This window comes from Paracidobacterium acidisoli (assembly GCF_003428625.2).
GTDB lineage: Bacteria > Acidobacteriota > Terriglobia > Terriglobales > Acidobacteriaceae > Paracidobacterium > Paracidobacterium acidisoli.
The window spans coordinates 787,660-813,309 of record NZ_QVQT02000003.1; the positions used below are offsets into that span (position 1 = coordinate 787,660).

The following is a 25,650-nucleotide window of genomic DNA, read 5'->3' on the forward strand; positions in this document are numbered from 1 at the left end:
GGCGAAAAAGGTCACGATGAAGTCCAGCGAATCGGCATCCTACTTTCCCTGAGGAGGGAAGGGATGCAGATGCGATATGCAGTGGGCTTTGCGGTGTGCGGCGCCATGCTGGCGATGGCTGGATGCCATAAGAACCAGGTGGACACGGGCGCTTTCAAAACAACGATGAACAGCTACTACAGCGGAAAACAGGACTGCGTGTGGCCGGACGCGGTGAAGTTTCCGGTACAGGCGGACAAGTCGAACGACGAGCAGACCAAAGGCTTCGATGCGCTGACCGATGCGGGTTTGCTGCAGCGCACGCCGCAGGAGAAGAAGCGCTTTCTGATCGGCTCGAAGCAGGTGAACGATTACGACCTGACGGACAAGGGCCGCTCGACGTGGACGGCCGATCCGTCGCAGCCGGGTTACGGCAACTTCTGCTTCGGCACGCGGTCGGTGACTTCGATCGACAGCTACTCGCCGATGGACAATCCGGATGCGACCCAGTTCACGGTGAGCTTCCACTATGCGGTGACGAGCGCGCCGGACTGGGCGGCGTCGGCGGAGACGAAGACGGCGTTTCCGAAGATTGCCTCCGATACCTCGGGGCAGCAGACGGGGTCGGCCACGCTGGTGAAGTCGGAGAACGGATGGCAGGTGAGCCAGGCGCAGCCTTCGGCCGGGGCTTCCTCATCGGGATTAGTACAGTAGTGTTTATTTATTGAGGGGTGGGCTCCACAAGTCGTTTATTTTCTGCTTTTTAGCCGAGGATTACTTCGGTTATTCCCGGCTATCCTGCTGATTTTAAAGCAGGAGGGCATGAAGGCCGTCCGCTTCGTTCTGCGGCATGGTCTTATTCGCTCGTCTTATTCGCTCCATGGTCAGCGGTCATCGCTCTCCTTTCAAGGGAAAAGCCCGTCCGCGGCGGACGGGCTTTTTTGTTCTCTGCTTTTATTGTAGCGATCGCGGCAAAACGATATGCCAACTTTTTTTTCGCTGCGTAACCGTTAAGAGCGGCGCGAAACCTGCCTTTCTTTGTGGGAGGTAGAAGATGCTGGGATGAAAGACGAGGACGGAGACGCACTTCATGCTCAGGATGATGGCGAGAGCCTGTACTTACCGAATGGTTGTGGCTTTGTTTCTTATCGCATCCACTGCATCGGCGGCGGGCGCACAGGAGAATCACGCAACCGCTCCGCGGCAGCCGGGGCCTGTTTCGGGGAGCGAAACGCTTCTGCCGAATGGGTGGAGTCTTTCTCCGGCCGGCGCGCAGGTGGCCACGGGAGGGTTTCCTCTGCATGTGATCGCCATTCCGCATACGCATCTGGTGGTGATGATGAGCAATGGATACGGCGAGCACTTTCTCTCTCTGATCGACAGTGCGACGGCCCGCGTGGTGCAGCGTGTGCCCATTCACGAAGGATGGATGGGGCTTGCGGTGAATGCGGCCGGAAGCCGCCTGTACGCTTCTTCCGGCGCGGGCGACAGCATTCTGATCTTCGATCTCACGAACCGGCAGCTGAAGGAAGAGGGCGCGATCGCTTTGCCCGCCGGCACGTTTCCGGCTGGAATCGTCCTGGGAGAGGGAGACAGGCTGCTGTATGTGGCGGGCAATCTGGCGAACAAATTACTGATTGTGGATACGGCGCAGAGGAAGGTCGTTGCTGAAGGGCCGACGGGAAAGAAGCCCTATACCTGCGTGGTCGATTCGCTGCACGGGCACGTCTACGTCTCGAACTGGGGCGAGAACACGCTCTCGGTGCTGGATGCGTCGAGCGCAAAGCCGGTCGCCACGGTGAAGGTTCAGGAAAAGCCCGGAGACATGGTGATTTCTCCGGACAGGATGCGGGTCTTTGTGACGGACGGAGACCGCAATCTGGTTTCGATGGTCAACACGGAGACGCAGCAGGCGGAGGAAGAGATCGATGTCTCGCTGAACCGCACGCCGCTGGCGGGGAGCACGCCGGATGGAGTGGCGCTGTCGGCGAATGGGCGCACGCTGTTTGTGGCCTGCGCCAACAATAACTCCGTCGCCGTGGTTGACGTGACGCGGAGGCGTCATGCGGCGGTGCCGGGATTTCTTCCGGTGGGTTGGTTTCCTTCGTCGCTGACGGTGCTGGGCACGGGCAGCGAGCAGAGGCTGGTGGTTGCCAATGCAAAGGGAGCCCACTCGTTCGAGAACGGTTCGAAGTTTGTGCTGAACAGCTCGGATCACATCAACAAAGGCTACGTGGGGCTGGTGCTGCAGGGCACGGTGTCGGTCATTCCCTTTCGAGAGCTGAAGCACCTGCCGGTCTATACACAGCAGGTACTGCGGAACAGTCCGTTTACGACACCGCAGGCATCGGCGGCGGCGCCCTTTGCTTTGGGGCGCAGAGGGCCGATTCAGCATGTGATCTACATCATTAAAGAGAACCGCACGTACGATCAGGTACTGGGCGATATGAAGGAGGGCAATGGCGAGGCCTCGTACGCGATTTTCGGCGAGCAGGTGACGCCGAATCAGCACGCGATGGCGCGCCAGTTCACGCTGTTCGACAACCTGTACCATAACGCCGAGGTGAGCGCGACGGGGCACTTCTGGACGGACAGCGCGATTGCGCCGGAGTATGTCGAAAAGCTGTGGCCGAGCACCTATTCCGGCCGCGGCGGCCATCGCATGGAATATCACGATGACGATGACGACTACCCCGCGAGCGGCTTTCTGTGGGACCAGTGCGCGAAAAAAGGCATCAGCTACCGCAGCTACGGCGAGTTCGCCCGCGTGCTGGGCGCGGCGCCGGGCAAGGTGCGTCCCTTTACCCCGTCATTGCAGGGGCATATCAATCCGGATTATCGCGGGTCGGATGTGATCGCGACGGTGTCGGACACGGAGCGGTACGGCATCTGGCATCGCGAATTTATGCAGTTTGTCGAAGAGCGCTCGCTGCCGGCCTTCGAAGTGATCTCGCTGCCCGGCGATCACACGGTGGGGACGCGCCCCGGAGCCCAGACGCCGCGCGCGATGGTGGCGGAGAACGATCTGATGCTGGCGAAGATGCTGGACGATATCTCGCACAGCATCTACTGGAAGAGCACGGCCGTGTTCGTGATCGAGGACGATGCGCAGAATGGTCCCGATCACATCGATTGTCATCGCACGACGGCTTTTGTGCTCAGTCCTTATATACGGAGGCATTTTGTGGATCACACGATGTATTCGTCGGCGAGCGTGGTGCGCACGATGGAGCTGCTGCTGGGGCTGCCGCCGATGACGCAGTACGATGCGTCCGCGGTGCCGATGTGGGCGAGCTTCCAGGCGGCTCCGGATATGACGCCTTTTTCGGCGGTGCCTGCGCGCATCCCGATCGAAGAGAAGAATACGCTTCAGTCGTATGGCGCGGCCGAGTCGATGCGTATGCCGCTGGATGCCGCCGATCAGGCCGATGACGGCGAGCTGAACGAGATCTTATGGAAGAGCGTGCGCGGAGCCGGGTCGGAGCCGCCCTCGCGGCGTCTGAATGCCGCGCTGACGCTGCAGCAGATGCGGCAGCAAAGCGGGCAGAAGCACGCTACCACACCTTCCAGGCAATGATCTCGGGCGCTGTGGGCGCATCGTCGACGATTTTGGTCTTCAGCACGAACTGCATATTCTTCTTCGGCCAGTCGGCGGGCGCCTGATCGAGGGCCTTCGCGAGCAGCTCGGGACGGGTGAGAAAGTAGCCGGCGGCGCGGCTTCCGAAGCCGGAGATGCCGGCTGCGATGATGAGGAATTTTCCGGTCTCGGAGTCAGGGAGCCGGGAGACGATGGCGAAGTCCTCATTCGTTTTTCCGTCGGAGTGAAGCTGAGGCAGCGCCCATCTGCGATGCTGTCCTTCCTGCTCGTCGATTTCGCGTATCGAGTTGTGCTCGGCAAAGACGAAGGGAAGCTTATTGGTGCTGGAGATGGTCCAGCGATTGGAGAATCCTCCGATCAGGACGGTCGGTGCGTCGGAGATTTCTCCGTAAGAGGTTTCATCGGAGAGACGGAACTCGGTGGCTTTGCCGAAGCGGCTGAAGAGAGCACTGAGCAGGACAGCGAGATTGGCGTCTCCGGCGCCGACGTATTGGTTTTTAACGGTAACGATGGCGCCGCCAGGGGTTTGGCCCTTCTGCGGCTCGATCTTCCATGCCAGCGCCACGCCGGGATCGATGCCGCTCTGCTTCGCATCCTCTTTGTGCCAGGCATGGGTGTAGGTATATGTCATGGGGCTGCCGATGCAGATCAGCACCGACTTTGAATCCGCGATGGCCGGGCCCCAGAAGCGCTCGAGCTGCTTCTCGTCATGATCGGCGGCGGCCTCAACGGGGCGTTTTTCAGGAGAACGGAAGGCCGCGAAGAGCAGAATGGTTACCACGCCGGTGAGCAAAACCACGGCAGCGAGCCATCCGGCAACCCGCGGAGGGGGATGCAGCAACGGCTGCGGGGGCTGATCCGCGAGTGCCTGCGCCGGATCTGCGGGCTCGGCGGGAGCGGTGGTATCGACCATGCGGAACTGCGGCACGTAGGAGCCGGAGGGAATCTCGATGCGGCATTCGCCCGTATGCGGCTCAACCGCATAGTACTGGGAGAGACGCTTGCGGACCTCGGTGGCGCGAACACGGACCACGGAATCGGCTTCGGTCAGGTAGCTCGGCTTGCGGCCGAAGACCTCAACGCCGATGATCCTTTCCTTCAGCGATTCGTGGCGGCCTTCGAGCGCGTTTTCAACCACAAACTGAAGAAACTGCCGGCACCGCGGGCTTGACCGGAAGGCTGAGCTTTCCAGTATCCGGCCCATCTCCGCTTTGATTTTCGTTCTCTGCTGCTCGGTTGCAGCCGTCACGCTGTCTGTCCTCTCCATGTACTCATGCACCGCTGCATTGTCTTCAGCTGCGGCGCGGACGGCCGCGTCCGATGGCCGATGGCCGATGCTGCTTTCAGGATCGCCGGGTTCTGTAAAGGGCAGATGAATTCATGAACGAGCGATGAATCACCAAAGAGGAGAGCCCATTTCGTGAGCTGAAAGCAAGCCCTTCAGAAGCAAAGAGATGAGAGCCCGCGTAACCGTTACGAACCGCGTCAAGCCTGCCGTTGTTTCAGGGTTCGGACCATGCTGAGGCCAGTGTCTGAAGCCAGCGGCCGAAGCCGTTATCCGGATGCTGGATTTGCGATCACCGAAGGACTGCGATGTACGGAAAGAAAGAAAAACGGAAGCAGCGCACAGAGAACCGGCTCCGCGCGCTCGGTTTGTTTCTGGGAACAGCGCTGGTGGGTCTCGCCGCGGTGCAGCGTCTGTTCGCGTGGGGAGGACTGCCGCACCAGTACATTACGGATGCCGCGCTTACGGCTCTGCCGGCCAGCGATGAGATATCGCTGCGGCTCGGCGGCGAGGCACGGCACCTGCGCGACACGGTGGAGATGGGCGACTGGATGAACTCCCTGATTACGGTCCAGGAAAACTGGCACGTGACCACGGAAGATTTTCCGCAGACCAGCTCGGAGTATTTCGGCAACGATTACCTGCTCTTTCCGGGAGCGCCGCACTTCTTTCAGCACATGATGCCGCAGGTTCACGAAACCTATGGTCCGTATTTTCTGCGCAACCTGCAGGCGCTGCGGACCGAAGACCAGGCGAATGCAGTTCGCTGGGTGGGAAGCCTTCTGCACTTCGTTACCGATTCCGGGTCGCCGCCGCACACGATCGGCCTGAGCGGGCCCAACCACACGAAGATGGAGAACTGGCTCGACGCGAGCCATATCGATCTGCGCGGCTATCATCCGCAACTGCTGGGAAGGACCGACGCCGAAGCCGTCGAAGGGCTGCGGAAGCGTATGGATGGCCTGATTGCGCGCAACGCGGTGATCGCGAGGCATATGGTTCCGTATGCGCAGGCCGATGACCGGCCGCATGTGGAGCCGCTGGCCCTGGACTGCGCCGAGGAGACTGCGCGGGTCGCGGCCGATGTGCTGCATACACTGCTGGTGCTGTCGGCGGAGCAGGCCGATGGCCAGAGCGGCGCTTCCCTGACGGCGAGGGTTACGGCTCCGGCGCTGGCGGAGCATCCTTTGCTTCCGGCGAAGATCGTTCTTCTCGGCACCGACTTCAGCACGCTCAGCTCGCTGAACTATTCGCTGCCCGACCAGTATGCGGGCACGCTGCTGCTCAGGAATCTGCCGCCGGGAACGTATCGCGTGGCCATCGAACGGCCGGGCTCGCAGACGCTGTTTCCTTCTGCCATCGTTCTGCGCGCGAACGAACGCGCGAGCTTCGAGTGGCATCTGCGGGCTGCCTCCCCTGCGGGCAACGTGGTGCCCAATGCGGACTTTTCGCTGCGATGGGTCACGCCTTCGGCGCCGGACCACTGGCGGCATGACGATGGCTGCCACTGCTGGCGCTCCGACAACATTCCGGTCGCGCACGGAAATATGTATCACGTGTACGTGACGGCAAAGGGCTCTGCAGCGCAGACCGTGACTCTGGAGTGGATGGCGCAGCACTGGAAGCGGACCGATGACGCGCCCGTTCCCGTTGCGGCAGCACAGGGTTCCGCGAATGCGGAGCAGATCACAGCGCCGGCGACGGCCGTATACGCGCGCTTTGTCATTGCAGGCGACGCTCCACCGGAGAACGTACTGGATGGCGTCGCATTGTTGCCCGTTTCACAAGCCGGTTTCGTACAGCACAAATAAAAAGCTTCCCCAGGGGCAGGTACGGGCGCGAAGCAACCGTTGCAACGCGCCTTCAACACCGCGAAAGAGAAACTGAAAGACTTTCAGGAGAAAAGAATGAATTGCTTCCGTGATGCATGGCTTACCCGGATATGGCGCAAAGATCTTGTCAGAAAGCCGATGCTGGCCGCAGCGGTGCTGCTGCTGCTGTTATTCGCCAACCCGCCGGCGCTGCGGGCGCAGATCGATACGGGATCTGTCTCCGGCACCGTCACCGATCAGCAGAGCGCGGTCGTTCCCGGCGCCCGGGTCGAGATACGAAACGAGGCAACGGGCTATACGGACGCGCAGCCGAGCAAACAAAACGGGACCTATAACTTTCCGACGGTAAGGATCGGCGACTACGTCGTGACCGTTACGGCGAACGGCTTCCGGAAGCAGATTCACGAGCACGTGACGGTGGCGATTCAGCAGCAGGTGGTGCTGAGCTTTCAGATGCAGCTTGCCTCGACCAGCAGCACCGTCGAAGTGACGACGGGGCAGAGCACTCTGCAGACCGAAAATGCGTCGGTCAGCCAGATTGTGGGCACGGAGGAGATTAACTCGCTGCCTTTGAACGGCCGTAACTACACGCTGCTGGCCCAGCTTGCGCCGGGCACCACGACGACGGTGTATGACAGCGGCCACGGCGAGGTCGAGAGCGGCACGTTTACAGCAAACGGTCTGATCACGACCTTCAATAACTACATGCTCGACGGCATATCGGATAACAACGATACGGCCGACTGGGGAAACGGCACCTCTTACGCGATCAAGCCGCCACCGGATGCGCTGGAGGAGTTCAAGGTAGAGACCGCGAATTACAGCGCCGAGTATGGCCGCTCCGGCGGAGCGGTGGTAAACGCGGTGACGCGCTCCGGCCAGAACCGTTTTTACGGCGATCTGTGGGAGTACAACCGCAACTCGTTTTTCGACTCGAACGATTACTTTCTGAATGCCGCACGCCAGCCGCGCCCGGCCTACAACCGCAACCAGTATGGCTTCAGCCTCGGCGGTCCTATTGTTCACGACAAGACATTTTTCTTCATGGACTATGAGGGCATTCGCCTGAAGCAGGGAGAGGCGTACACGTCGACGGTGCCGACCGCGCTGCAACGCTCCTCGGGATTTACGAACTTCAGCGAGCTGATCTCCTTTCAGAAAGGAACGCAAACCGATATTCTGGGCCGCACCACGCCGGTGGGAACGATCTTCGATCCGGCGAGCACGCGCTATCTGAGCTCGGGCACGGTGGACCCGGTGACGGGCAAGGCCGCGACCTCAACCGGTTATGTGCGCGACCCGTTTGCGGGAAACATCATTCCGGCGGGCCGGATCTCTCCGGTGGCCACGAAGCTGCTTTCGCTCTTTCCCGCGCCGAACACCGGAGCCGGCATTACGAACAACTACGCCGATGCTCCGCTGCTGCTGCAGAATTCGGACGCCTTCGACGTACGCGTCGATCAGAACTTCTCGTCGAAAGATCAGCTCTTCGCCCGCGGCAGCTATGCGCTGCAGCCTTATACGATTCCTCCGCCATGCGCTGCACCGGCGAACTGCGGTAACTCGGCAACGGTGGGCACGCAGAACACCAACATCGAAGACTTTGCCGTGGGGGAAACGCACATCTTTTCGCCGAACCTGGTGAACGAGTTTCGTGTGGGCTATAACCGCATTCACATGGACCGTGTGCAGCCCTTCGGCACGCAGGCCGGCTTAAACCAGCAGTATGGAATTCCGGGGATTCCGGATGCTGCGCCCAACGGCGGGCTGGCGCAGATCAAAATCACCGGCTACGCCGAGCTTGGCTCGCATAACAATGTTCCGCTGGATGAGATCGGCTCCGAGTCGCAGTACAACGACAGCGTCTCTCTGGTGAAAGGCAAGCACTCGATGCGTTTCGGCGGCGAGTTCGAGCGCATCAAAGACGCGATCAACAGCGGGCAGTTTCCGCACGGCGAGTTTGTCTTCGGAGGTAACTTCACTGATCAGCCGAACGGCAATGCGGCCAGCACCGGACCGGCGCAGTTTGTGATCGAGCCGGAAAACTCCACGGTTGCGAACTGCGCAGTGCTGAGCAATACGCAGGGGCCTCCGGGACCTGGATGCTTTACCTATAACTTTGTCGGTGGAGCGAACCAGATACAGGCTTCTCCGCTTTCGCAGGAAGACTTCCGCTGGCCGTACTTCGGCACATACTTCACCGACACGTGGAAGATACTGCCGCGCCTTACCCTCGACCTCGGTCTTCGCTATGAGTATTTCGCTGCATATTCAGACCATGCCGGACGCGGATCGAATTTTGTGCCGTCGTTCGCATCGAAGAACGGGCAGTCGCAGTTCCTGATCGACGACCGCGCGAAGAATATTCCTCTTTCGCCCAGCTTTGTAAATCTGCTGGCTGCGCAGAATATCGCTCTGACTTATACAGGCAACCATGGGCTGCGGCATCTGAGCCCGTGGAACTTTGGACCGCGCATCGGACTTTCTCTGCAGCTGACGCAGCGCGCCGTGTTACGCGCAGGTTATGGGATCTTCTATGCGGGTATTTATGCGCGCGGCGATGGATATAACATCGGCAATAACTATCCCTTCGCCTTCGCGGTCAATGTTACTCCGACAACGGCTGCCGGCCTGAGCAACGACGGCTCGATCGGTGGAATCGACAAGGGCATGGCCGCCGTACCGCTCAATCCCTCCGTGGTGGTGGGCTCGCAGATTTCTCCGCGCGGACTGCAGTATTATGCGCGGGTTCCTGATGCGCAGGATATGAACCTGACGCTGCAGTATCAGCTTACCAATCGCCAGTACTTTGAAATCGGCTATGTGGGCACGCAGTCGCGGCATGTCGAGAGCAACATCGAGAGCAACCGGCCCAGCGTGCTGCTGCCTCCGGTGCTTCCGGCGGGCACTACGCTTGCGACCTATCTTCCTTACCCTGGACTGCCGACTGCAGGGTATTACACGTGGAATGAGGGATCGAATAACTACAACTCTCTGCAGGTGAAGTATGAAAAGCTGCTGGGGCAGGGTGTGAACCTGATTGCCGATTACACGTGGAGCAAGTTTCTCGGCTACGGATCGGATTCGAACCTGTTCAGCTCGCTCGGTTATCGCGCGCCGTTCGTTCCAGGCTTTGGGATGAAAGGCGAGTACGGAAACATGGACTTCGAATCGGCGAACGTGATCCATATGGGCGGAGGATGGCAGCTGCCCTTTGGAAAGGGACGCCGGTGGCTGAACCATGGCGCGGTGGTCGATGCGGTTGCGGGCGGCTGGAACCTGCAGGGCATCTTTACCTATCAGAGCGGGCAGCCCGTCACCATCAGCTGCAGCGTCACAACCGATACGGCTTCAGGATGCTATGCGCTGGTCAACAAGGGAGCCATCTTCCAGGGGGCGCACACGCTGCAGCACTGGTTCAATGCGGCTGCGTTCTCGAATCCTGCGCCGGCCACGATGGTGGGGCAGAGCGATCTCTCTCCTCTGGGCGGCGCGCCTGCGCAGGCGTTCGGTCCGGCATTCCATCGCGGGGACCTGGGAGTCCAGAAGATCTTTCATCTGCCGGGCACGCATGAGCTGGAGGTGCGCGGCGAGGCATTCAACCTGACCAACACGCCGAATTTCGGGCAGCCGGGGACACTGAATCCGTCGTCGTCGGCGTTTGCGTCCATCACCAATACGCGCGACAGCCCGAGCGATGCTCGCGAATTTCAGTTCGCGGTCAAGTATCTCTTCGGAAACGGTCACCAGGAATAGGCATTTAGTCCTGGCGCTCTGCCAGGTGTCTGCCGCGACCGGCGATCCGAAGGGGTCGCCGGTTGTGCTTTTCAGCTGTGGCCGCGGCAGCGGGCGGAGATGTCAGCGGGTATGCGTGGCGGCACTTTGCGGCGGGAAGAACGGCGGCTGTCCCGTATAGTCTCCTCAGGTTGAAACTGCATCTGTTCCTGTCAGATTCACTGGCTGGATAAACCAAAGAGCAGAGCGTCCGGAGGGTGCGGCCGGAGCGCGAGGAGGCGGCGAGCGATGTGCTTTTCAGCGGCGGCGAACTTTGTGGGCAGCGGGGTTCTGGGAGCGATAGGCGTCGTTACGCTGACGAAGGTGCGGCACCGGCGCGAGCTGCTGTTTGCGGCGCTGCCGACGCTCTTCGCGGTACATCAGTTCATCGAGGGGTTTGTATGGCTGGGGCTGGACGGGGTTCTGTCTCCTGCGGTCACGCACAATATGGGAGCGGCGTTCATGCTGTATGCGCAGGGGCTGCTGCCGTTTCTGCTGCCGCTGAGTGTGCTGCTCTTCGAGCCGGATGCGGCGAGCCGGCGGCGGATGGTGCCGTTTCTCGCAATCGGCACGGGGACGGCGCTGTATACGCTGTGGGCGCTGATTGCGTATCCGCTCGAGGTGTATGTGCGCGGGAACAGCATCGTCTACGGCAATGCGGGGACGAACTACACGGCGCTGGGCGTGCTGTATGTGATCGCCACCTGCGGCCCGTTGTTCTTCTCAAAGATCAAAATGATGGTCGTCTTCGGCGCGGCGAATCTGGCGATTCTGCTGGCGGTGATGGCGATCAAGCGGTACGCGTTCACGTCGGTATGGTGCGCCTACGCGGCAGCGGCGAGCCTGATTGTGCTGGTGTACTTCTGGAAGAGCATCGAGGATCGGCCCTTCCGGTATGCGGAGGTGATGTAGGGGGGCAAGCTTTTCAAGCCGTATTATTCCCCGGGCTAAAGCCCGGGGCTTCTACCGGGCCTCGCGTTGCGAGGCTTTATGTATGCAGAGCCCGAACAGATCACCTCGCCCGGAGACTCATTGCCTTTCTGCAAATGAATCGAGCCGGGCTGAGGAAGTCTTTCTCCTCAGACCCGGCTCGCTATGCCTCGGACGGCGAGTCCGCCGCCGGAGGCAGGTTTGTTTGTCTAGCTGCAGCCGGAGGTGCTGCCGCAGGACATGCAGCGGTAGCAGCTTCCGTTGCGGACCATGATGGCTCCGCAGGTGTGGCAGCTGGGGGCGTCGCCCATGTCGTACATGTCGCGCATGGCGTCGGCGGCGTGGTAGATGCCGCGGTCTTCCACGGAAGGCATGAGGGATGAGGAATTCGCCGTCAGCGAACTGCTTCCGGCGCCGACTTCAGGGAGGATTCCGGACTGCGGAGCTGAGGTTGCGCCCATCCCGCGAGTGGACGAATGCTGCTCGGGAGAGAACTGCAGGTCTTTCCACTGAGCTGGCCGCTGCGCTTCACTGCGCTCCGCTTCGCTCGGGAGGGCAAACGAAGAGGAGGCTGCGGAAGAAGCTCCCAGGGTTGCAGACGGGGACGCAGCAGACGCTGCGCCGCCGGTCAGGCCGGCGAAGAGCGAGAGCTGGTGGCCGGAGAGGAAGCGGAGCTGGAGCCAGCGGAAGATGTAATCCATGATCGACTTGGCGAAGCCGATCTGCTCGTTGCCGGTCCAGCCGGAGGGCTCGAAGCGGCTGTGCGCGAACTTCTCGCACAGGACCTTGAGCGGAACTCCATGCTGGAGAGCCAGCGAGGTGGCGGTCGCGAAGCTGTCCATGAGGCCGGAGACGGTCGAGCCCTCCTTGGCCATCTTGATGAAGATTTCGCCGGGCTGTCCGTTGGGGTAGAGGCCGACGGTGATGTAGCCTTCGTGTCCGGCGATGCCGAATTTGTGCGTCAGCGAGGCGCGCTCTTCGGGCAGACGGTGTCTTACTGTGCGGGGAGGCGCGTTGAGGTCCTGGTCCTGCGCGGACGGCGAACCGCTTCGCGTGCCTGTGACCAGGCTGGCCAGAGCGGCGGTGAAGGCGCCGGCGGCGTCGACGACCGACTTTGCGGTGACCTCGATCTTCTCGGAGATTTTGGCTTCGAGGGCTTTGAGGTCGGCTTCGGTCGCGGGCTTTCCGCTGGACAAAGCGGCGAGGACGCGGTCGGCGGCCTGGTCGAGTACCGGATTCTCGCGCGTGATCTCCTTCGCCTTGTTGCCGTCGGAGACGTTGAGCGGCTGCGCGCCCTTGCTGCCATCGCGATAGACGGCGACGGCCTTGAGGCCGAGACGCCAGCTTTCGAGATAGGCCTCGGCGATGTCGTCGAGAGAGCAGTCGTGCGGCAGGTTGACGGTCTTCGAGATGGCGCCCGACAGGAAGGGCTGTGTGGCGGCCATCATCTTGACGTGACCCATGTAGTGGATGGAGCGCGTGCCCTTCGACGGCTTGAAGGAGCAGTCGAAGACGGCGAGGTGCTCGGCTTTGATACCGGGCGCGCCTTCGATGGTGCCGGTGGCGTCGATGTAGCTGACGATGGCGTCGACCTGATCGTTGTTGTAGCCGAGCTTGAAGAGCGCGCCGGGCACGGTGTTGTTGACGATCTTGATCATGCCGCCGCCGACCAGCTTCTTGTACTTGACGAGGGCGAGATCGGGCTCGATGCCGGTGGTGTCGCAGTCCATCATGAAGCCGATGGTGCCGGTGGGTGCAAGCACCGTCACCTGCGAGTTGCGGTAACCATGCTTCTCGCCGTGGGCGAGGGCCTGGTCCCAGCAGTCGCGGCTGGCTGCGATCAATTCATCGAGCTGGGGCACGACGAAGGGCTCGGCGCTGTTCTTCGACTTGCCGATGTGGTTGACCTCGGCGCGGTGCATGCGGATGACGTCGAGGAAGGGCTCGCGGTTGACGTAGAAGCCGGGGCAGGCGCCGCCTTCGTGCTCGACCGATGCGGTGAGCGGAGTGGCGGAGGCGAGCGGCGGGCACTTTTCGGCGACGCGCGAGGACTGCAGATACGCCTCGCCGCACATGATGGCGGTGAGGGTAGCGGCGAAGTCGCGGCCGGCGTCGGAGTCGTAGGGCAGGCCGAAGGCCATCAGCAGCGCGCCGAGATTGGCGTAGCCGAGGCCGAGCGGCCGGTAGTCATGCGAGTTTTTCGCGATCGCTTCGGTCGGGTAACCGGAGTTGTCGACGAGGATATCCATCGCCGTGATCATGATGTCGATGGCGTTGCGGTAGGCCTGGATATCAAATGTGCCTGCCGGTGTTACGAATTTGAGCAGGTTGAAGCTGGCCAGGTTGCAGGCCGAGTTGTCGAGGAACATGTACTCGGAGCATGGGTTGGACGCGTTGATGCGGGCCGTGTTCTTCGACGTGTGCCACCGGTTGATGGTGGTGTCGTACTGCATGCCGGGATCGCCGCACTGCCAGGTGGCCTCGGCGATCTTCTTCATGATGTCGCGGGCCCTGTACGTCTTAACGATGTTGTGGTCCTTGACGGTGTGGGTGGTGAACTCGGCATCCTTTTCGACGGCGCGCATGAACTCGTCGGTCACGCGGACGGAGTTGTTGGCGTTCTGGAAGAAGATGGAGCTGTAGGCCTCGCTGTCGGGGCCCGAGGAGCCGTCGTAGCCTTCGCGCATCAGCGCCCAGGCCTTGGCCTCTTCCTTCGCCTTGCACTCGATGAAGTCGACGATGTCGGGATGATCGACGTTGAGGATGACCATCTTGGCTGCGCGACGGGTCTTGCCGCCGGACTTGATGACGCCGGCGAAGGCGTCGAAGCCGCGCATGAAGCTGAGCGGGCCGGAGGCGGTGCCGCCGCCGGACAATTGCTCCATAGAACCGCGGATCGAGGACAGATTGGTGCCCGTGCCCGAGCCCCACTTGAAGAGCATGCCTTCGGTCTTGGCGAGGGTCAGGATGGAGTCGAGCGAGTCATCGACGGCGTTGATGAAGCAGGCGGAGCACTGCGGCGTGCGGTAGCCGGTCACTGAGAACTCGACGCCGCAGGTGTGCGGGTTCCAGTGCCAGTTCTGCGCGTCGGATTTTGGCTCGAGGCGGTCGCAGCCGACGTTGAACCAGACGGGCGAGTTGAAGGCGACCTTCTGGGTGACGAGCAGGTGGACGAGCTCGTCGTGGAAGATGGCTGCGTCTTCGGGCGTGGCGAAGTAGCCGCCGTTGAGGCCCCAGTCGCGGATGGTCTCGGCGACGCGGCCGACGAGGGCGCGCACACCGGACTCGCGCTCGGGGGTGTTGAGCGGGCCGTGGAGGTACTTGCTGGCGACGATGTTGGTCGCGGTCATCGACCAGTCAACGGGAATTTCGACGTCTTTCTGCTCGAAGATGGTTTTGCCGCCGGCGTCGGTGATGGCGGCGATGCGATGCTCCCACTGCACTTCGTCGTAGGGCGAGATGGTGGATTTGGAGAAATACCGGGGAAAGCGCAACGCAGAGTGCGCGGGGGATTTCGTGCTCAGGGCTTCCGGCGCGACAGCACCGGAGGGGGAATGGCCGGCGTCGTTGGCGACGGTGCCGAGCGGGGAGGCGGTACGAACAGCTTTTCTGGTGGCCTCGGCCATGATGACTCCTCTCTGGAGAGATAAATTTTGGATGCCTCCCCGTCCTGAGGCGGTGAGGCAGATCGTGTTCTGGGTCCGGCGCTCAAAAGGGCCGAAACAGGGCAAAGTCGCCCCGGAAGTGAAAGCGAATTGGAGAGCGTTCTTTTAAGTTCCTGAAAACCGCTGGCTTACCGTGCTGACCTTCCGTGGACCAAAAAATGCAGGTCGACCGGCCGGAATCCTCGGCAGATTTCAAAGACCGCAGAGGGGAAGGTAGCTCTGTTAATAGTGTGTGTCAAGCAGGAACCACAACATCTAGTATTTTAAATGCAAACAGGTACCTTCGTGACCTGATCTCGAACATTTACCTGTGGAGAAATCGGGGAAGCGGCGCGGGCAGCGGATTTCAGCCTGGGTGGGGTGTGAGAGTGGAAAAAGGGCCGGAAAAGATCACTTGCCGGAGCTTACGCCCGCGGTCTTTGGAGCCGCAAGGCGCAGGGGTGGTGCAACGGCTGTGGAGAGGTGTGGAAACGGTGGAGAACCGGTCCTTCCGCCGGGCGGCGGCCGGTCGTGCGCAGCGTGTCTGCCCGAGCCGGGTTCTCCTGTCGGGATTCCTGGGAGATTCCGGAGAAACCGCGTATGCTTGAAGTGAGGAAGGGATAGCCGTACCGGTCATCCGTCCCTTCCGCTCTCTCGGCCGCCTCGAAGATGAGTCCTGGCTTGGACCGATCTATCCTAACCGGAATGAAACGAGGCAACTATGCGGTCAGAACTGGTGTATTCCGCCGGTCTTCAGGTAAAAAATCGCTTTCTGTTATCCACCATCGTGATCCATGCGGTGCGCAGGCTCCACATCGATTCGACCCGCACCGAGGACACGGCAAACAGCGTGTTTTCCGAAGTGGCGCGGGGACGCTATGTGGATGTAACCATGGGGCCTGTGGCGCGGCCGGTGCCTATCGAGCCGGTTCTGGCCATTCCCGCCGCGTAGGGCTGTATTCGTCCGGCGACCGGAAAAGATCTCAAAACTGAAGCTGCTTCCTGTTTTCGGCCCATTTGCCGGGTTTTCGCCCGGTACATGGGCCGAATCCGTTATGTCCGGACTGTCGAAGCCGGCGAAGCCCTGAAAACGGGTATAACGCCGCAGACAGGGCTTACGCAGACGGAACTTACCACGTGTAGTGGACGGTGTAGGTGAGCGTGGACTGGCCTTTCGACGGCACGGTGACGGGGAAGACGATGGTATCGCTGTCGCGCTTTGTAAAGTCACCCGACTTTTGCGTGATCTGCCAGTTGTTCCAGCGGTAGAGGTGCTCGACGACGTTGATGGTGACCGGCTGCTCCTTCTGGTTTTTGAGTGTGATCTCGAAGCTCTCGTCGATGGTGCCGGCGCGGGCGTCGATGTGGAAGTCGGTCTGTTTGCGCTCGCCCTTCAGATCGAAGGCGTTGCCGGTGGAGATCTGCACGGTTTCGTCGGAGGGGGTGTGGGAGATGGTGCTCTCGCCGACGAACTCCATCTGGCCGTCGGTGTCGCGGCGGTAGACACGGATCCGTCCGGCGGGCAGCGGGATGCCCAGGTGGTTGGCTTTGCTGTTTTTGATCGCCTGCACGATGCGGACCTGAGTGTTGCCGGCCTGCGCGCCGAAGTCGGCCTGCTCGTTGCGAAAGCCCGGGTAGAAGGTGCCGCTGCCGTCGTACTCATACGTGCGTTTCACGGTCACGTCAGAGGCTTCGAGGAACTGAACCTGTTTGGTTTCGCCGTCGCGCAGAGTGACGGTGCGGTGCAGGTCGTAGAGGTGGAAGTCGTCGAAGGCCTTCTGGGTGACCTCGGGCGCGGCACTAACAGCAACCATCTGATTCATGGCAAATGCTCTGGCTCGCGGATACTCCGGCGGCGTTAGTTTGGCGACATCGCCTGCCATGAGCTTGATGGCAGCCTGGGGAAATTCGGTGCCGCTGTTGTTGTGGATGGTGATCCAGCCGAGGACGTCGGCCTGGTCTTCGGTGCCGGCGCCGGTGCTTTCGGGAACGACGATGTTGTAGGTTGCCTCCCAGTTGAGGCCGTGGGTGATGTAGTCGAGCTCGGCGGGGAAGTGCTCGGCCCTTTCGGAGTGAATCTGCCAGCGGAGGGTCGGCTTCAGCAGCAGTCCGTCGGTGGTCGCGGGAAAGAGCGGCGTGCCGGGGAGCTGGAACTGCATCTTTCCGTTGACCTCGATCAGCGGCTGATCGCCGGCGCGGATGATTTTGCCGGAGACGATCCGGTCGAAGAACTTTCCTGTGTCCTTATCGATGTAACTTCCGGCCTGGAAGTCGATGGTTCTGCCTTCGTACTTCTGGAGCAGCCACTGCTGATTGACGACGGCGGCATCGTAGTTCTGCTCGGAGACGGTGAAGGCATGTTTGCCGGAGGGATCGCGGAGGACGACGGAGTCGGGCTCGAGCTGGCGGGTGACGTCGGTGGTGGTGATCTCGGTCGAGCCGGGATTCAGGCTCAGATCGACGGTGGTGCGGGCGACGGCGAAGTCTCCGTTGTAGATGGTGAGCTGGGTGGGAGTGGCTTCGGCGCCCGGTGTGTCAGACTGCGCCGAGGCGAGAGCGGTGCTCAGTGTGCAGGCCAGCAGAGTGACGAAGATGCTGCGCATGAGAGGTTGTTTCGACGGACGCACGGGAAGTCCTCCTGCAGAAGTATTGTGCGGCTGAGACGGCGGTCCGTCCAGAGCGCATGCAGGGAGAGACGCAGGCGGGAGCGATTGGTCAGCATCGCCTGCGGCCGATCTGCCGGCCTCTATTCGATGTGCAGGGTGTTCTGTGCGAAGAGACGGAACTCGTCGACGTAGCTGGTTTTGTACTGTGTCCAGGCGTCGCGGACGAGGCTGACGCGGCTCCAGCGGCGGAAGACTTCGATCCAGCGGGTGGCGTGGGGCGAGGTCCGGTTGTCGGAGAAGGCGAGCTGCAGATTGTTGTAGACCATCCACATGAAATCGATGAGCGAGTTGGCGAACTGGCGGGCGTATTCGGCGGCGGCGGGGCTTTGCGCGTTCCAGGCGAGCTGCATGCCGGCGGCATTGGCGGAGAAGAGCACGTCGGCGAGGCCCTGCAGCTCGGAGCGGGTGCGGAGCTCGCTGAGGATGAGCTCGTAGCGCTGGACGTGCTCGCTGAAGTGGGCCTGCATCTCGGGCGTGGGCGGATACCAGATCTGCAGAAGGTTGTTGAAGAGCTGCTTCATGTCTGCGCGGCAGGGCGAGGTGCAGGACATGGCCGGGTTGAGCACGGAGACGCCGATGTGGTGGCCGAGGCGGCGATAGCTCTCGAACTGCGATTCGGTGAACCACTGGTTGGAGGTCGGGTCCTGCGGGAAGGCCTGGTTTGCGTTTTTATAGGCGAGCAGGTCGCCGGGCTCGTCGCCGACGAGGCTGGCCTTGATATAGACGATGACGCCGCAGTAGCCGTCGTCGCCGGTGGGATTGTCGCGGCAGTCGGGCGAGGCGGCTCCGGGCGCAGTGGTTGCGGGCGGTGGATAGCGGATGGTGCCGACGACGCAGTGCGTTGCGGAGAAGGCGGTGTCCTTTTGTAACTGCAGCGGTCGCAAATCGAGATCGATCTCGGCTCCAAAGTCAATGCGGCAGTTACGAATTGCGCGGCCGATGCCGGAGAAGTGCATGTTCTCGTCCTGTTCGGCATCGCAGATGACGATGAACTTGCAGCGGCGGCGCACCAGCTCATAGAGGCCCATGTTTTCGAAGTGGCCGCCGTCGGTGAGCAGCACGAACTGCGAGGTGTCGTCGACGGCTCCGACGAGCTCGCGGACGAGCGAGCTCATGGCGCAGACGGGGCTGGGACGGGTGATGCGAATCCAGGGGAAGAGCTTCCAGCGGCGCTCCTGCTCGCGGGTATGGCGCGGGTTCCAGATCCACCAGCCGAGGCGGACGTTGAAGAGCGTCATAAGGAAGGCGACGGCGGGGAGGGTGTTGTAGCCCTGGTTGGGATTCATGGCGGCGCCGGAGACGGCCACGGCGGTTTCGAGAGAGACGCCGCGGTCGCCGGTGTACTTCCACGAGTCGGTGTAGCCGTTGAAGCGGAGGTGCTGCTGGGTGCGGGCGGCGGTCCAGCCGACGTGATAGCCGGAGTAGAGCGGGGTGAAGGCGAAGCTGGCGCCTTTGCGCTCCTGCCAGGCGAGGTCCTGGCCGAAGGTGAGGTTGATGGTGCTGCAGAAGATGGGGAATGGTCCCTGATAGGGCCGCGTGTTTTCGCGCGTGGTGAGGGAGTGGCCGGGGAGCGGCTTCCAGCGCTCGGGCAGGAGATTGCGGACGTAGAGCGGCTTTCTGTTCTGGTAGATGCTGCCCTCGGTGGACTCGGCGCGGATCTCGGCGGCGGAGGGCATGAGCTCGTCGTTGTTGTCGAATCCGGTGAAGGGGTCGGGGCGGCGCGTGGGGTTGGTGGCTCCCAGATAGCAGCGGGCGAGGCGATTGCGATAGAAGGCGTGCATCGAGAAGATGTTGACGTCGATGCGAAGGCCGAGCGTGGCCTGCACGAAGAGGCAGGCGAAGAGAAGGAGCAGGACGGCACTGAGCCATGCGGGAAGGAATGTCCACTGCCGGCTGAGGATTTCAAGCTGGCTGCCGGCCTTTTCGATGATGGTGGAGCAGGCGAGCAGGATGCCGAGGATGGCGAGGGGCGAAGCGATCCAGGCGATAACGTCCATGGGCTTGAGGCCGAAGAAGCTGGCGGGCGAAGGCTTGCCGTCTCCTTTGCTGCTGCTGCCGGCGACGAGCGCGGCGATGTGGGAGACGACGTAGCCGGCGATGGCGGTAACGGGGCCTTTCTGAAAGAGGTAAGAGCCGGCGTAAGGGCCGAGCAGGGCAGCTCCGGCAAAGAGCACCCAGAGCCCGGCAAAGAGAAGGTTCCAGGCGCGGAAGCGCGCGAGCCATTCGCGGCAGGCCTCGGGGTAGTCGGCGCCGAGAAAGCCGCTGAGGAAGATCAGCGCGAAGTACGGCGTGCCGAGATAGAGCGGCGGCAGCAGGACCAGCTTGACGCGCCAGGGATCGAGGATAAGCGGAATGGATTTTGGGAAGCAGCAGAGCCAGCGGGCGTGCGAGCTCTGCGGCGGCGGAATGAGCGGCAGCAGGCAGGAGATCCAGTGGCTGACTTTGCAGAGCAGCGGCACGAGGAGCGTGGCGGCTCCGGCGCTGAGCAGGCATGCGGGCACGATGAGGAAGGTGGCGACGAGGATGGTGAACAGACGCCGCCGCTCCTTCCATTTCAGGTGGCGGGGCAGCCGGAGATGAAGGCAGTCGAGGCAGCCGCCGGCGAAGGCGAGCCAGATGGCGGCGATGGAAAAGAGCACGCCGATGACGACCCAGGTGAGCCAGTTGCGGCTGAAGAAGCCGTCCTGCGCGAAGCGATCGGTCTCAAGCCAGCAGTTGAGCCAGACGGCGCAGGCGAGCAGAGGCACGATGAGCTGGCGCCGCACAGCGTCGTTGGTGAGTAGCTTCGGCTCGTCCTGCGTAGCCGGCGGCGTGTTGCGCATGCGGCGAAAGTTGCCGGCCATGCGCCAGATGACAAAAAGAAAGATGAGACAGGCCGCGGCATTGCCCGCATAGAAAAAGGTGTTGAGGCCGGTGCTGCTGATGGGCAGGATCACGGCGGTTTTACCGGGCTGGAAGCCCATGGTGAGCAGATGGGGCAGGGCGAAGATCATGCCCAGGACGGTGAAGAGAACGATCTGGTTCAGAAGCGTATTGCGGAACCAGACGGCGACGATGACCCAGAGGTCGGCGGAGAAGAGTCCGCGGCGCGGCGTGAGGTAGCTGGCGTAGCGGCGCAGCCAGCGGATGGGCTCGGCGGAGGCTGGCGTGCAGTTGTCTTCCGGCTGCGGAACGAGCTGCTTGCGGACATGCTCGAGGTCGCTGCTGCGCTTGATCCAGGCGGCGAGCCACTGATGAATGTAGCCGCCGCCGGAGACGGTGGAGAGGTAATCGAAGTGAGGAAGCAGATTGAGCTCGGCGAGCGCCTGCAGAATGCCGAGATTGAAGGTCGCGCTGCGAATGCCTCCACCGGAGAAGCAGAGACCGAGCAGCGACTGGCGGGCGGCGTAGTCGTAGACATCGCCCTTGTCCGGCGACCAGGAGTCGGGATCGTACGGCGGAGGCTGGGTCTCGGGCGGCGGCGGCGTGCGCGAGGCCATCTCCTGCTCGAGGAGCCAGCGTGCCGGCGTGTAATACGTGATGGCCGAGAGCTGCGCCTGGAGATGCGGGCGCTCCTGCAGATAGTGGTGCAAAGCTTTGCGGGAGGGCGCCTGTATAAAGGATGCCGGGCTTGTGGTGAAGACCTGCGCGAGGGCGCGGGGCGAGAGCGGCTCTCCGGCTGCGTTGCGAAAGGTGGCGAGGGTCTGCACCTCGCAGCTTTTGAGGATGATTTTCAGCTCGCCGGGAAGATCGCGGAAGCGGCTGTGGCTGAGGTCGTAGGGGTCTTCTCTCTTCTGCGCTCTGGATTCAACTGTGTGGGTGGGCGGTTTTCCGGCGTGCAGCAGGCGGAGAAGCTCCTGGAGTCTCTGCTCGAGGGTTACATCGGTGAGTCGCGCGACGAACGGGTCTTCCACGGGCCTGTCCTTACGGAGATTCGTTCTCGACCACAATGCCGAGATCCGTACCAGGGGGCTGCTTCGGAAACCGGGGCCATGTCAGCTGTTTCCGCACGGACCGCAGGCAATTACTTGTGACAGGGGAGGGGAAAACGTATCAGGTCCATAACGGAGACAGGCAAAAGGGATCGAAAGGGTAACGCGGAGGGCGTATTTATCGCGGCAGGAACGGAGAGGGTTTGAAGCCGAAGAGGCGAAGGCTGTCGGTCTTGAGGACCTCGCGGAAGGCAAGGATGAAGCGCAGCTCGTAGTCGTATTCGGGCGGCCATGCTCCGGCTTTGGCGCGCCATTCGATGGGGAAGTGGGAGAAGATGAGCGCGGAGCGGGGAATATGATACGGCGCGGTTACAATTTCGGCCGAGCTCCAGCCGTGGGCGCGGAGGATGGCCACGGAGTAGTACGCGTTCTGAATGGTGTCCTGCGCCTGGCGCTCTTCGAGAATGGCGGAGGCGGGAATGCCCTGCGATTCGGCGAAGGCGGCCATCACATCGGCTTCGACGAAGCGGTTGTGCGCGGGGCCTCCGGTGAAGAGGAGACGGGGCGCGACTCCGGCGCGGTATTCACGAATGCCGGCGAGGACGCGGGAGCGGGCATCGTCGGAGATGGAGCCGTCGCTGTTGGCGGTATAGCCGAGGACGATGATGGCGTCGAAGTGCGTGCGGCGGGTGTTCGAGAGCGGAACGCCGCGATCGATCTGCACCAGGATGGCGAGAGAGATGACGGCAGCGCAGAAGCAGAGTGGCAGCAGGGTTTTCACGGTGTACGTTTGCCCGCGGAGCTGTCTGTCGAACGGTGGGGAAGAGAAGGCGCACGCGCGCCTTCCCGCAGGTCAGAGAGCCGGATCAGCGAGCCCGGTCAAAGCGTGGCCGGATGGTCGAACTCGGCAAAGACGAATTCGCTGAGCGGCCTGCGCTCGCGCGGTGCCAGCTCGCGCTCCTTCATCTGGCCAGGGAGCTGATCGGGATCGCCGAAGTAGCCGGCCGCGGTGACGGCGCCCATGTCGTAGTCCGATGGAATGGCAAAGAGGCCGCGGGCCTTCTGCTGGTCGTATCCGGCCATGGAGTGGGTGTGAAAGCCGAGCGCCGTCGCGGCGAGCGCGAGCGTGGCGGTGGCCGCGCCGGTATCGTGCAGGGCGAAGGCGTTCGGCGCGCCGTTGTGGCTGAAGGTCTTTTTGGCGATGGAGAGGATGAGCACGGGCGCGGACTTTGTCCAGGACTGATTGAACTCCATCAGCGAATCGAAGATCTTCTTCCAGGTGGGATCGTTGCGGCGGCCGACGAAGAAGCGCCAGGGCTGCTCGTTGAAGGAAGAAGCGGCCCAGTGCGCGGCCTCGAAGATTTTCGTCAGATCCTCGGAGGAGATGTCGCGGCCGGAGAAGGCGCGCGGGCTCCAGCGGCGGAGGATGAGGTCGGGAATGCCGGGGATGGCGGGGGCGTGTTTCAGCTTCTCGATATCGTCACTGGACAGCGGCATGGGGTGGCTCCTGTGAATGGATCGGACACCTTTATTTTAGAGGGCGGAGGGATGCAGCGTCAGCGTCAGAACGGTGAATACGATACGAAAAGACTATTGACGGCACTATGGAGACTGATACTATCTTGCCTGCTCCCCGGGCCGCTTTCTCCGCCGATGGAGCTTCGAAACAGCAGGAGCCGCTCATGAACGCCAGGAGTGAGGCTGTATTCACGATAAGCATTCCGCGCATGTTTCGCCTTGCAGCGCCGGTCCTGGGACTGGCCGCGGCGCTGACACTGACGACGGCGTGCAAAACATCAGAAGATGCCGCGGCTGCGGCTTCGCAGATGACCACGACGGCCAGGGACCTTGCCGGCTACTACGCGCGGATGGACACCGTAGTGGTGGACACGATCGAGCTGAACCGGCTGCAGAGCGTGCTGCTGGGAACCACATTCAATGACCAGGATGTGGCGCAGCTGAAGCAGACCGAGCAGGAGATCGGCAAGCGCGAGGACCTGGCGAGAAATCTGCGGGATCTGTCGGCGAGCTTTACGAAGCTGACGGGCGCGACGAGCGCGAAGGAAGTTGCGACGGCGAGCAACCGGCTGGGCTCGGCGCTGTCGTCGATCAGCTCGCTGCCGGGCGGCTCGGCCCTGCCTGCCGCGCTCGCGACCGCAGGCAAAGAGGTGGAAGCGCTGGCGCAGGAGCACAGGGAGCGCGAGGCGGGGAAGGCTCTGGATGCAACGGCGTCGGCGGTCTCGGAGCTCTTTCGGCAGGAGCAGCCGGCGTACGATGCGCTCTTTATGCAGAACCTGGTGCTGGCGCAGAGCCTGGCGGCCGAGCTGCTGAAGAGGGGCTGGGTCAATGAGGGAGAGCTGCTGAGTCCGATCCTGCAGCCGTTTCATCTGGCTCCGCCGCAGTCTTCGCCGGAGATTCATCAGAAGCTGATGCCGTATGCGCAGCAGCAGCTGGCGACGCAGATGGCGGCACTGACGGCCGCGGAGAAGAAGGCGACGGACGGCATGACGAAGGCGCTGGATGAGATGTCGGAGCGGATTCACCAGCTGGCGAGCGACAAGGCGATGGATAAGCGGAGCACGCCGCTGACCCTGGCCGATGTGGAGAAGTGGATCGATACGGCGACGTCGGCGGTGGGTTCGAACGCAACGGATCAGAATTAGGAGAGCATCATGGGAAGCTCGCTGCAGGCACTGCAGGATCAGTACTTTTTTCTGACGCAGAACCTTTCGGATATGCTGGCGGCCTGCGAGACGCAGGCACAGCGCGATGCGCTGCAGGCGCAGTATGTGACGGCGCGGCGCAATTTCTTCAACTGCATCAACAAGACGCTGCACGATGACGATCCGGCGGCGGCGGCGCTGGTGCAGCAGATGAAGACGGAGCAGGAAAATCTGAAGAAAGCGGTCACCGACCTGAGCAAAATTGCCACGGTGATTAGCGTCATCACCGACGCGGTAAAGGTGGGGACGGCTCTGGCCAGCCTGGCCGGATAAAGCGTCTCAGACAAGCAGGGCCGGGGACAGAGATGCGTATCTGTCTCCCGGCCTGTATTGTTTGTGATGGCTGCGCGGCGCTTATTCTTTCGGCCTGGCGGCGACGGTGGTGCCGGTGATGTCCTCGAGCACGCGAATGGAGCCGCAGATATCGTCTTCGCCGTAGCCTTTGGCGATGGCGGCCTGCAGAAGCTGCTTCGAGATGGCGGTGAGCGGTGCGGGCACGTTGAGCTCGGCGGCCGATTCGAGCATCAGCTCCAGATCCTTTTCCAGCCACTTCACGGAGAAGTTGGTGGTGAAGTTGCGCGCGAAGACCATGGGCGCCTTGATGGAGATAAAGCCGGAGCGCGCGGCGCTGTTGTTGAGAATGTCGAGCATCAGCTCGGGGTCGACGCCGGCTTTGGTGCTGAGGACGAGGCTTTCGTTGAAGGCCTGCAGCAGGCTGCCGAGGATCATGTTCTGCGAGAGCTTGGCGTGCAGGCCCATGCCGATGCCGCCGCAGTAGTAGAGCAGTTTTCCCATGGTCTCAAACCAGGGGCGGACTTTTTCGAAGGTCTCTTTGGGGCCTCCCACCATAAAGGTGAGCGAGGCGCCTTCGGCTCCGGCTTTTGAGCCGGTGCAGGGCGCGTCGAGGAAGCCGACGCCTTTTTCCGCGAGCTTTGCGGCGATGCGGCGGGCGGCGCTGGGCGAAATGGTGCTGCAGTCGACGACAAGCGTTCCTTCGGCCGCGCCCTCGATCAGGCCGTCCTGGCCGAGGATGACTTCACGCGACATCTCCGTATTGCCGACGCAGAGGAAGGTACACTCACTGTGCTTTGCGACCTCGGCGGGCGTGGCGCAGGCGATGCCGCCCTTTTCCGCCAGGGCGGCGACCTTGTTTTTGCTGTGCGACCAGATGGCGACCTCGTGACCGGCCTTGATCAGATTCAGCCCCATAGGGCCGCCCATGATGCCCAGTCCGATAAATCCCAGTTTCGACATAGGTTTCGATGCTCCTCTCAGATGTGTTGGAAGTGAAGGATATTTGTTGGGAGC

Annotated in this window: 15 protein-coding genes; 8 read left to right on the forward strand and 7 right to left on the reverse strand. The window is 62.0% G+C overall.

Annotated elements, in window-relative coordinates; all coding sequences use genetic code 11:
• The first annotated feature begins 69 nt into the window (after nucleotides 1-69).
• Both D0Y96_RS10890 and D0Y96_RS10895 read left to right on the forward strand, forming a co-directional pair.
• Nucleotides 70-693, forward strand: coding sequence for a hypothetical protein (locus tag D0Y96_RS10890; protein WP_252263652.1), 624 nt, complete (start codon nucleotides 70-72; stop codon nucleotides 691-693).
• 418 nt (nucleotides 694-1,111) lie between these two features.
• Complete coding sequence (locus D0Y96_RS10895; RefSeq protein ID WP_158562350.1) at nucleotides 1,112-3,556, forward strand: bifunctional YncE family protein/alkaline phosphatase family protein; 2,445 nt, start codon at nucleotides 1,112-1,114, stop codon at nucleotides 3,554-3,556.
• Here the strand turns inward: D0Y96_RS10895 and D0Y96_RS10900 are convergent.
• On the reverse strand, nucleotides 3,534-4,826 hold the full coding sequence (locus D0Y96_RS10900; protein WP_147325018.1) for a hypothetical protein: 1,293 nt from the start codon (nucleotides 4,824-4,826) through the stop codon (nucleotides 3,534-3,536). The genes D0Y96_RS10895 and D0Y96_RS10900 overlap by 23 nt on opposite strands.
• A 344-nt stretch (nucleotides 4,827-5,170) precedes the next feature.
• Here D0Y96_RS10900 and D0Y96_RS10905 point away from each other — a divergent pair, with 344 nt between their 5' ends.
• The 3 genes from D0Y96_RS10905 (at nucleotide 5,171) to D0Y96_RS10915 (ending at nucleotide 11,380) form a co-directional block, all read left to right on the forward strand.
• Nucleotides 5,171-6,673: a hypothetical protein gene (locus tag D0Y96_RS10905; RefSeq protein WP_117299596.1), complete on the forward strand. Its 1,503-nt coding sequence runs from the start codon at nucleotides 5,171-5,173 to the stop codon at nucleotides 6,671-6,673.
• Between the two features lie 96 nt (nucleotides 6,674-6,769).
• Nucleotides 6,770-10,450, forward strand: a complete 3,681-nt coding sequence (locus D0Y96_RS10910; RefSeq protein WP_147325019.1) for a TonB-dependent receptor — start codon at nucleotides 6,770-6,772, stop codon at nucleotides 10,448-10,450.
• Between the two features lie 267 nt (nucleotides 10,451-10,717).
• Nucleotides 10,718-11,380, forward strand: coding sequence for a DUF6629 family protein (locus D0Y96_RS10915; protein ID WP_117299601.1), 663 nt, complete (start codon nucleotides 10,718-10,720; stop codon nucleotides 11,378-11,380).
• A 227-nt stretch (nucleotides 11,381-11,607) separates the two neighbouring features.
• Here D0Y96_RS10915 and D0Y96_RS10920 read toward each other — a convergent pair whose 3' ends face one another.
• Nucleotides 11,608-15,024: a vitamin B12-dependent ribonucleotide reductase gene (locus tag D0Y96_RS10920; protein ID WP_117299603.1), complete on the reverse strand. Its 3,417-nt coding sequence runs from the start codon at nucleotides 15,022-15,024 to the stop codon at nucleotides 11,608-11,610.
• Between the two features lie 739 nt (nucleotides 15,025-15,763).
• On the opposite strand from D0Y96_RS10920, the gene D0Y96_RS10925 reads away from it, so the two are divergent.
• Entirely contained in the window at nucleotides 15,764-15,994 is a 231-nt protein-coding gene (locus tag D0Y96_RS10925) for a hypothetical protein (RefSeq protein WP_147325020.1), read from the forward strand.
• Nucleotides 15,995-16,172: 178 nt separating this feature from the next.
• Here the strand turns inward: D0Y96_RS10925 and D0Y96_RS10930 are convergent, their stop codons facing one another.
• The 4 genes from D0Y96_RS10930 to D0Y96_RS10945 form a co-directional block, all read right to left on the reverse strand.
• The gene (locus D0Y96_RS10930) at nucleotides 16,173-17,669 is read right to left on the reverse strand and encodes a DUF4139 domain-containing protein (protein ID WP_350449037.1); all 1,497 of its coding nucleotides are present in this window, start codon (nucleotides 17,667-17,669) and stop codon (nucleotides 16,173-16,175) included.
• A gap of 119 nt (nucleotides 17,670-17,788) precedes the next feature.
• Nucleotides 17,789-21,601 (reverse strand): patatin-like phospholipase family protein, encoded by a 3,813-nt coding sequence (locus D0Y96_RS10935; RefSeq protein ID WP_199480237.1) that lies wholly within the window; start codon nucleotides 21,599-21,601, stop codon nucleotides 17,789-17,791.
• A gap of 196 nt (nucleotides 21,602-21,797) precedes the next feature.
• The gene (locus D0Y96_RS10940) at nucleotides 21,798-22,400 is read right to left on the reverse strand and encodes a YdcF family protein (protein WP_117299609.1); all 603 of its coding nucleotides are present in this window, start codon (nucleotides 22,398-22,400) and stop codon (nucleotides 21,798-21,800) included.
• A gap of 98 nt (nucleotides 22,401-22,498) precedes the next feature.
• Nucleotides 22,499-23,116 (reverse strand): nitroreductase family protein, encoded by a 618-nt coding sequence (locus tag D0Y96_RS10945; protein ID WP_117299612.1) that lies wholly within the window; start codon nucleotides 23,114-23,116, stop codon nucleotides 22,499-22,501.
• Between the two features lie 230 nt (nucleotides 23,117-23,346).
• On the opposite strand from D0Y96_RS10945, the gene D0Y96_RS10950 reads away from it, so the two are divergent.
• Both D0Y96_RS10950 and D0Y96_RS10955 read left to right on the forward strand, forming a co-directional pair.
• Nucleotides 23,347-24,282: a hypothetical protein gene (locus D0Y96_RS10950; protein ID WP_147325021.1), complete on the forward strand. Its 936-nt coding sequence runs from the start codon at nucleotides 23,347-23,349 to the stop codon at nucleotides 24,280-24,282.
• A gap of 9 nt (nucleotides 24,283-24,291) precedes the next feature.
• On the forward strand, nucleotides 24,292-24,615 hold the full coding sequence (locus D0Y96_RS10955) for a hypothetical protein (RefSeq protein WP_117299617.1): 324 nt from the start codon (nucleotides 24,292-24,294) through the stop codon (nucleotides 24,613-24,615).
• 81 nt (nucleotides 24,616-24,696) lie between these two features.
• Here the strand turns inward: D0Y96_RS10955 and D0Y96_RS10960 are convergent, their stop codons facing one another.
• The gene (locus D0Y96_RS10960) at nucleotides 24,697-25,596 is read right to left on the reverse strand and encodes an NAD(P)-dependent oxidoreductase (RefSeq protein WP_117299619.1); all 900 of its coding nucleotides are present in this window, start codon (nucleotides 25,594-25,596) and stop codon (nucleotides 24,697-24,699) included.
• Nucleotides 25,597-25,650 lie beyond the last annotated feature (54 nt).

What these genes read in the sequence shown, in the direction of transcription:
- D0Y96_RS10890 (WP_252263652.1), top strand. Translation starts at nt 70, where the DNA reads ATGCGATATGCAGTGGGCTTTGCGGTGTGCGGCGCCATGCTGGCGATG.
- D0Y96_RS10905 (WP_117299596.1), top strand. Translation starts at nt 5,171, where the DNA reads ATGTACGGAAAGAAAGAAAAACGGAAGCAGCGCACAGAGAACCGGCTC.
- D0Y96_RS10910 (WP_147325019.1), top strand. Translation starts at nt 6,770, where the DNA reads ATGAATTGCTTCCGTGATGCATGGCTTACCCGGATATGGCGCAAAGAT.
- D0Y96_RS10915 (WP_117299601.1), top strand. Translation starts at nt 10,718, where the DNA reads ATGTGCTTTTCAGCGGCGGCGAACTTTGTGGGCAGCGGGGTTCTGGGA.
- D0Y96_RS10920 (WP_117299603.1), bottom strand. Translation starts at nt 15,024, where the DNA reads ATGGCCGAGGCCACCAGAAAAGCTGTTCGTACCGCCTCCCCGCTCGGC.
- D0Y96_RS10925 (WP_147325020.1), top strand. Translation starts at nt 15,764, where the DNA reads ATGCGGTCAGAACTGGTGTATTCCGCCGGTCTTCAGGTAAAAAATCGC.
- D0Y96_RS10945 (WP_117299612.1), bottom strand. Translation starts at nt 23,116, where the DNA reads ATGCCGCTGTCCAGTGACGATATCGAGAAGCTGAAACACGCCCCCGCC.
- D0Y96_RS10950 (WP_147325021.1), top strand. Translation starts at nt 23,347, where the DNA reads ATGTTTCGCCTTGCAGCGCCGGTCCTGGGACTGGCCGCGGCGCTGACA.
- D0Y96_RS10955 (WP_117299617.1), top strand. Translation starts at nt 24,292, where the DNA reads ATGGGAAGCTCGCTGCAGGCACTGCAGGATCAGTACTTTTTTCTGACG.
- D0Y96_RS10960 (WP_117299619.1), bottom strand. Translation starts at nt 25,596, where the DNA reads ATGTCGAAACTGGGATTTATCGGACTGGGCATCATGGGCGGCCCTATG.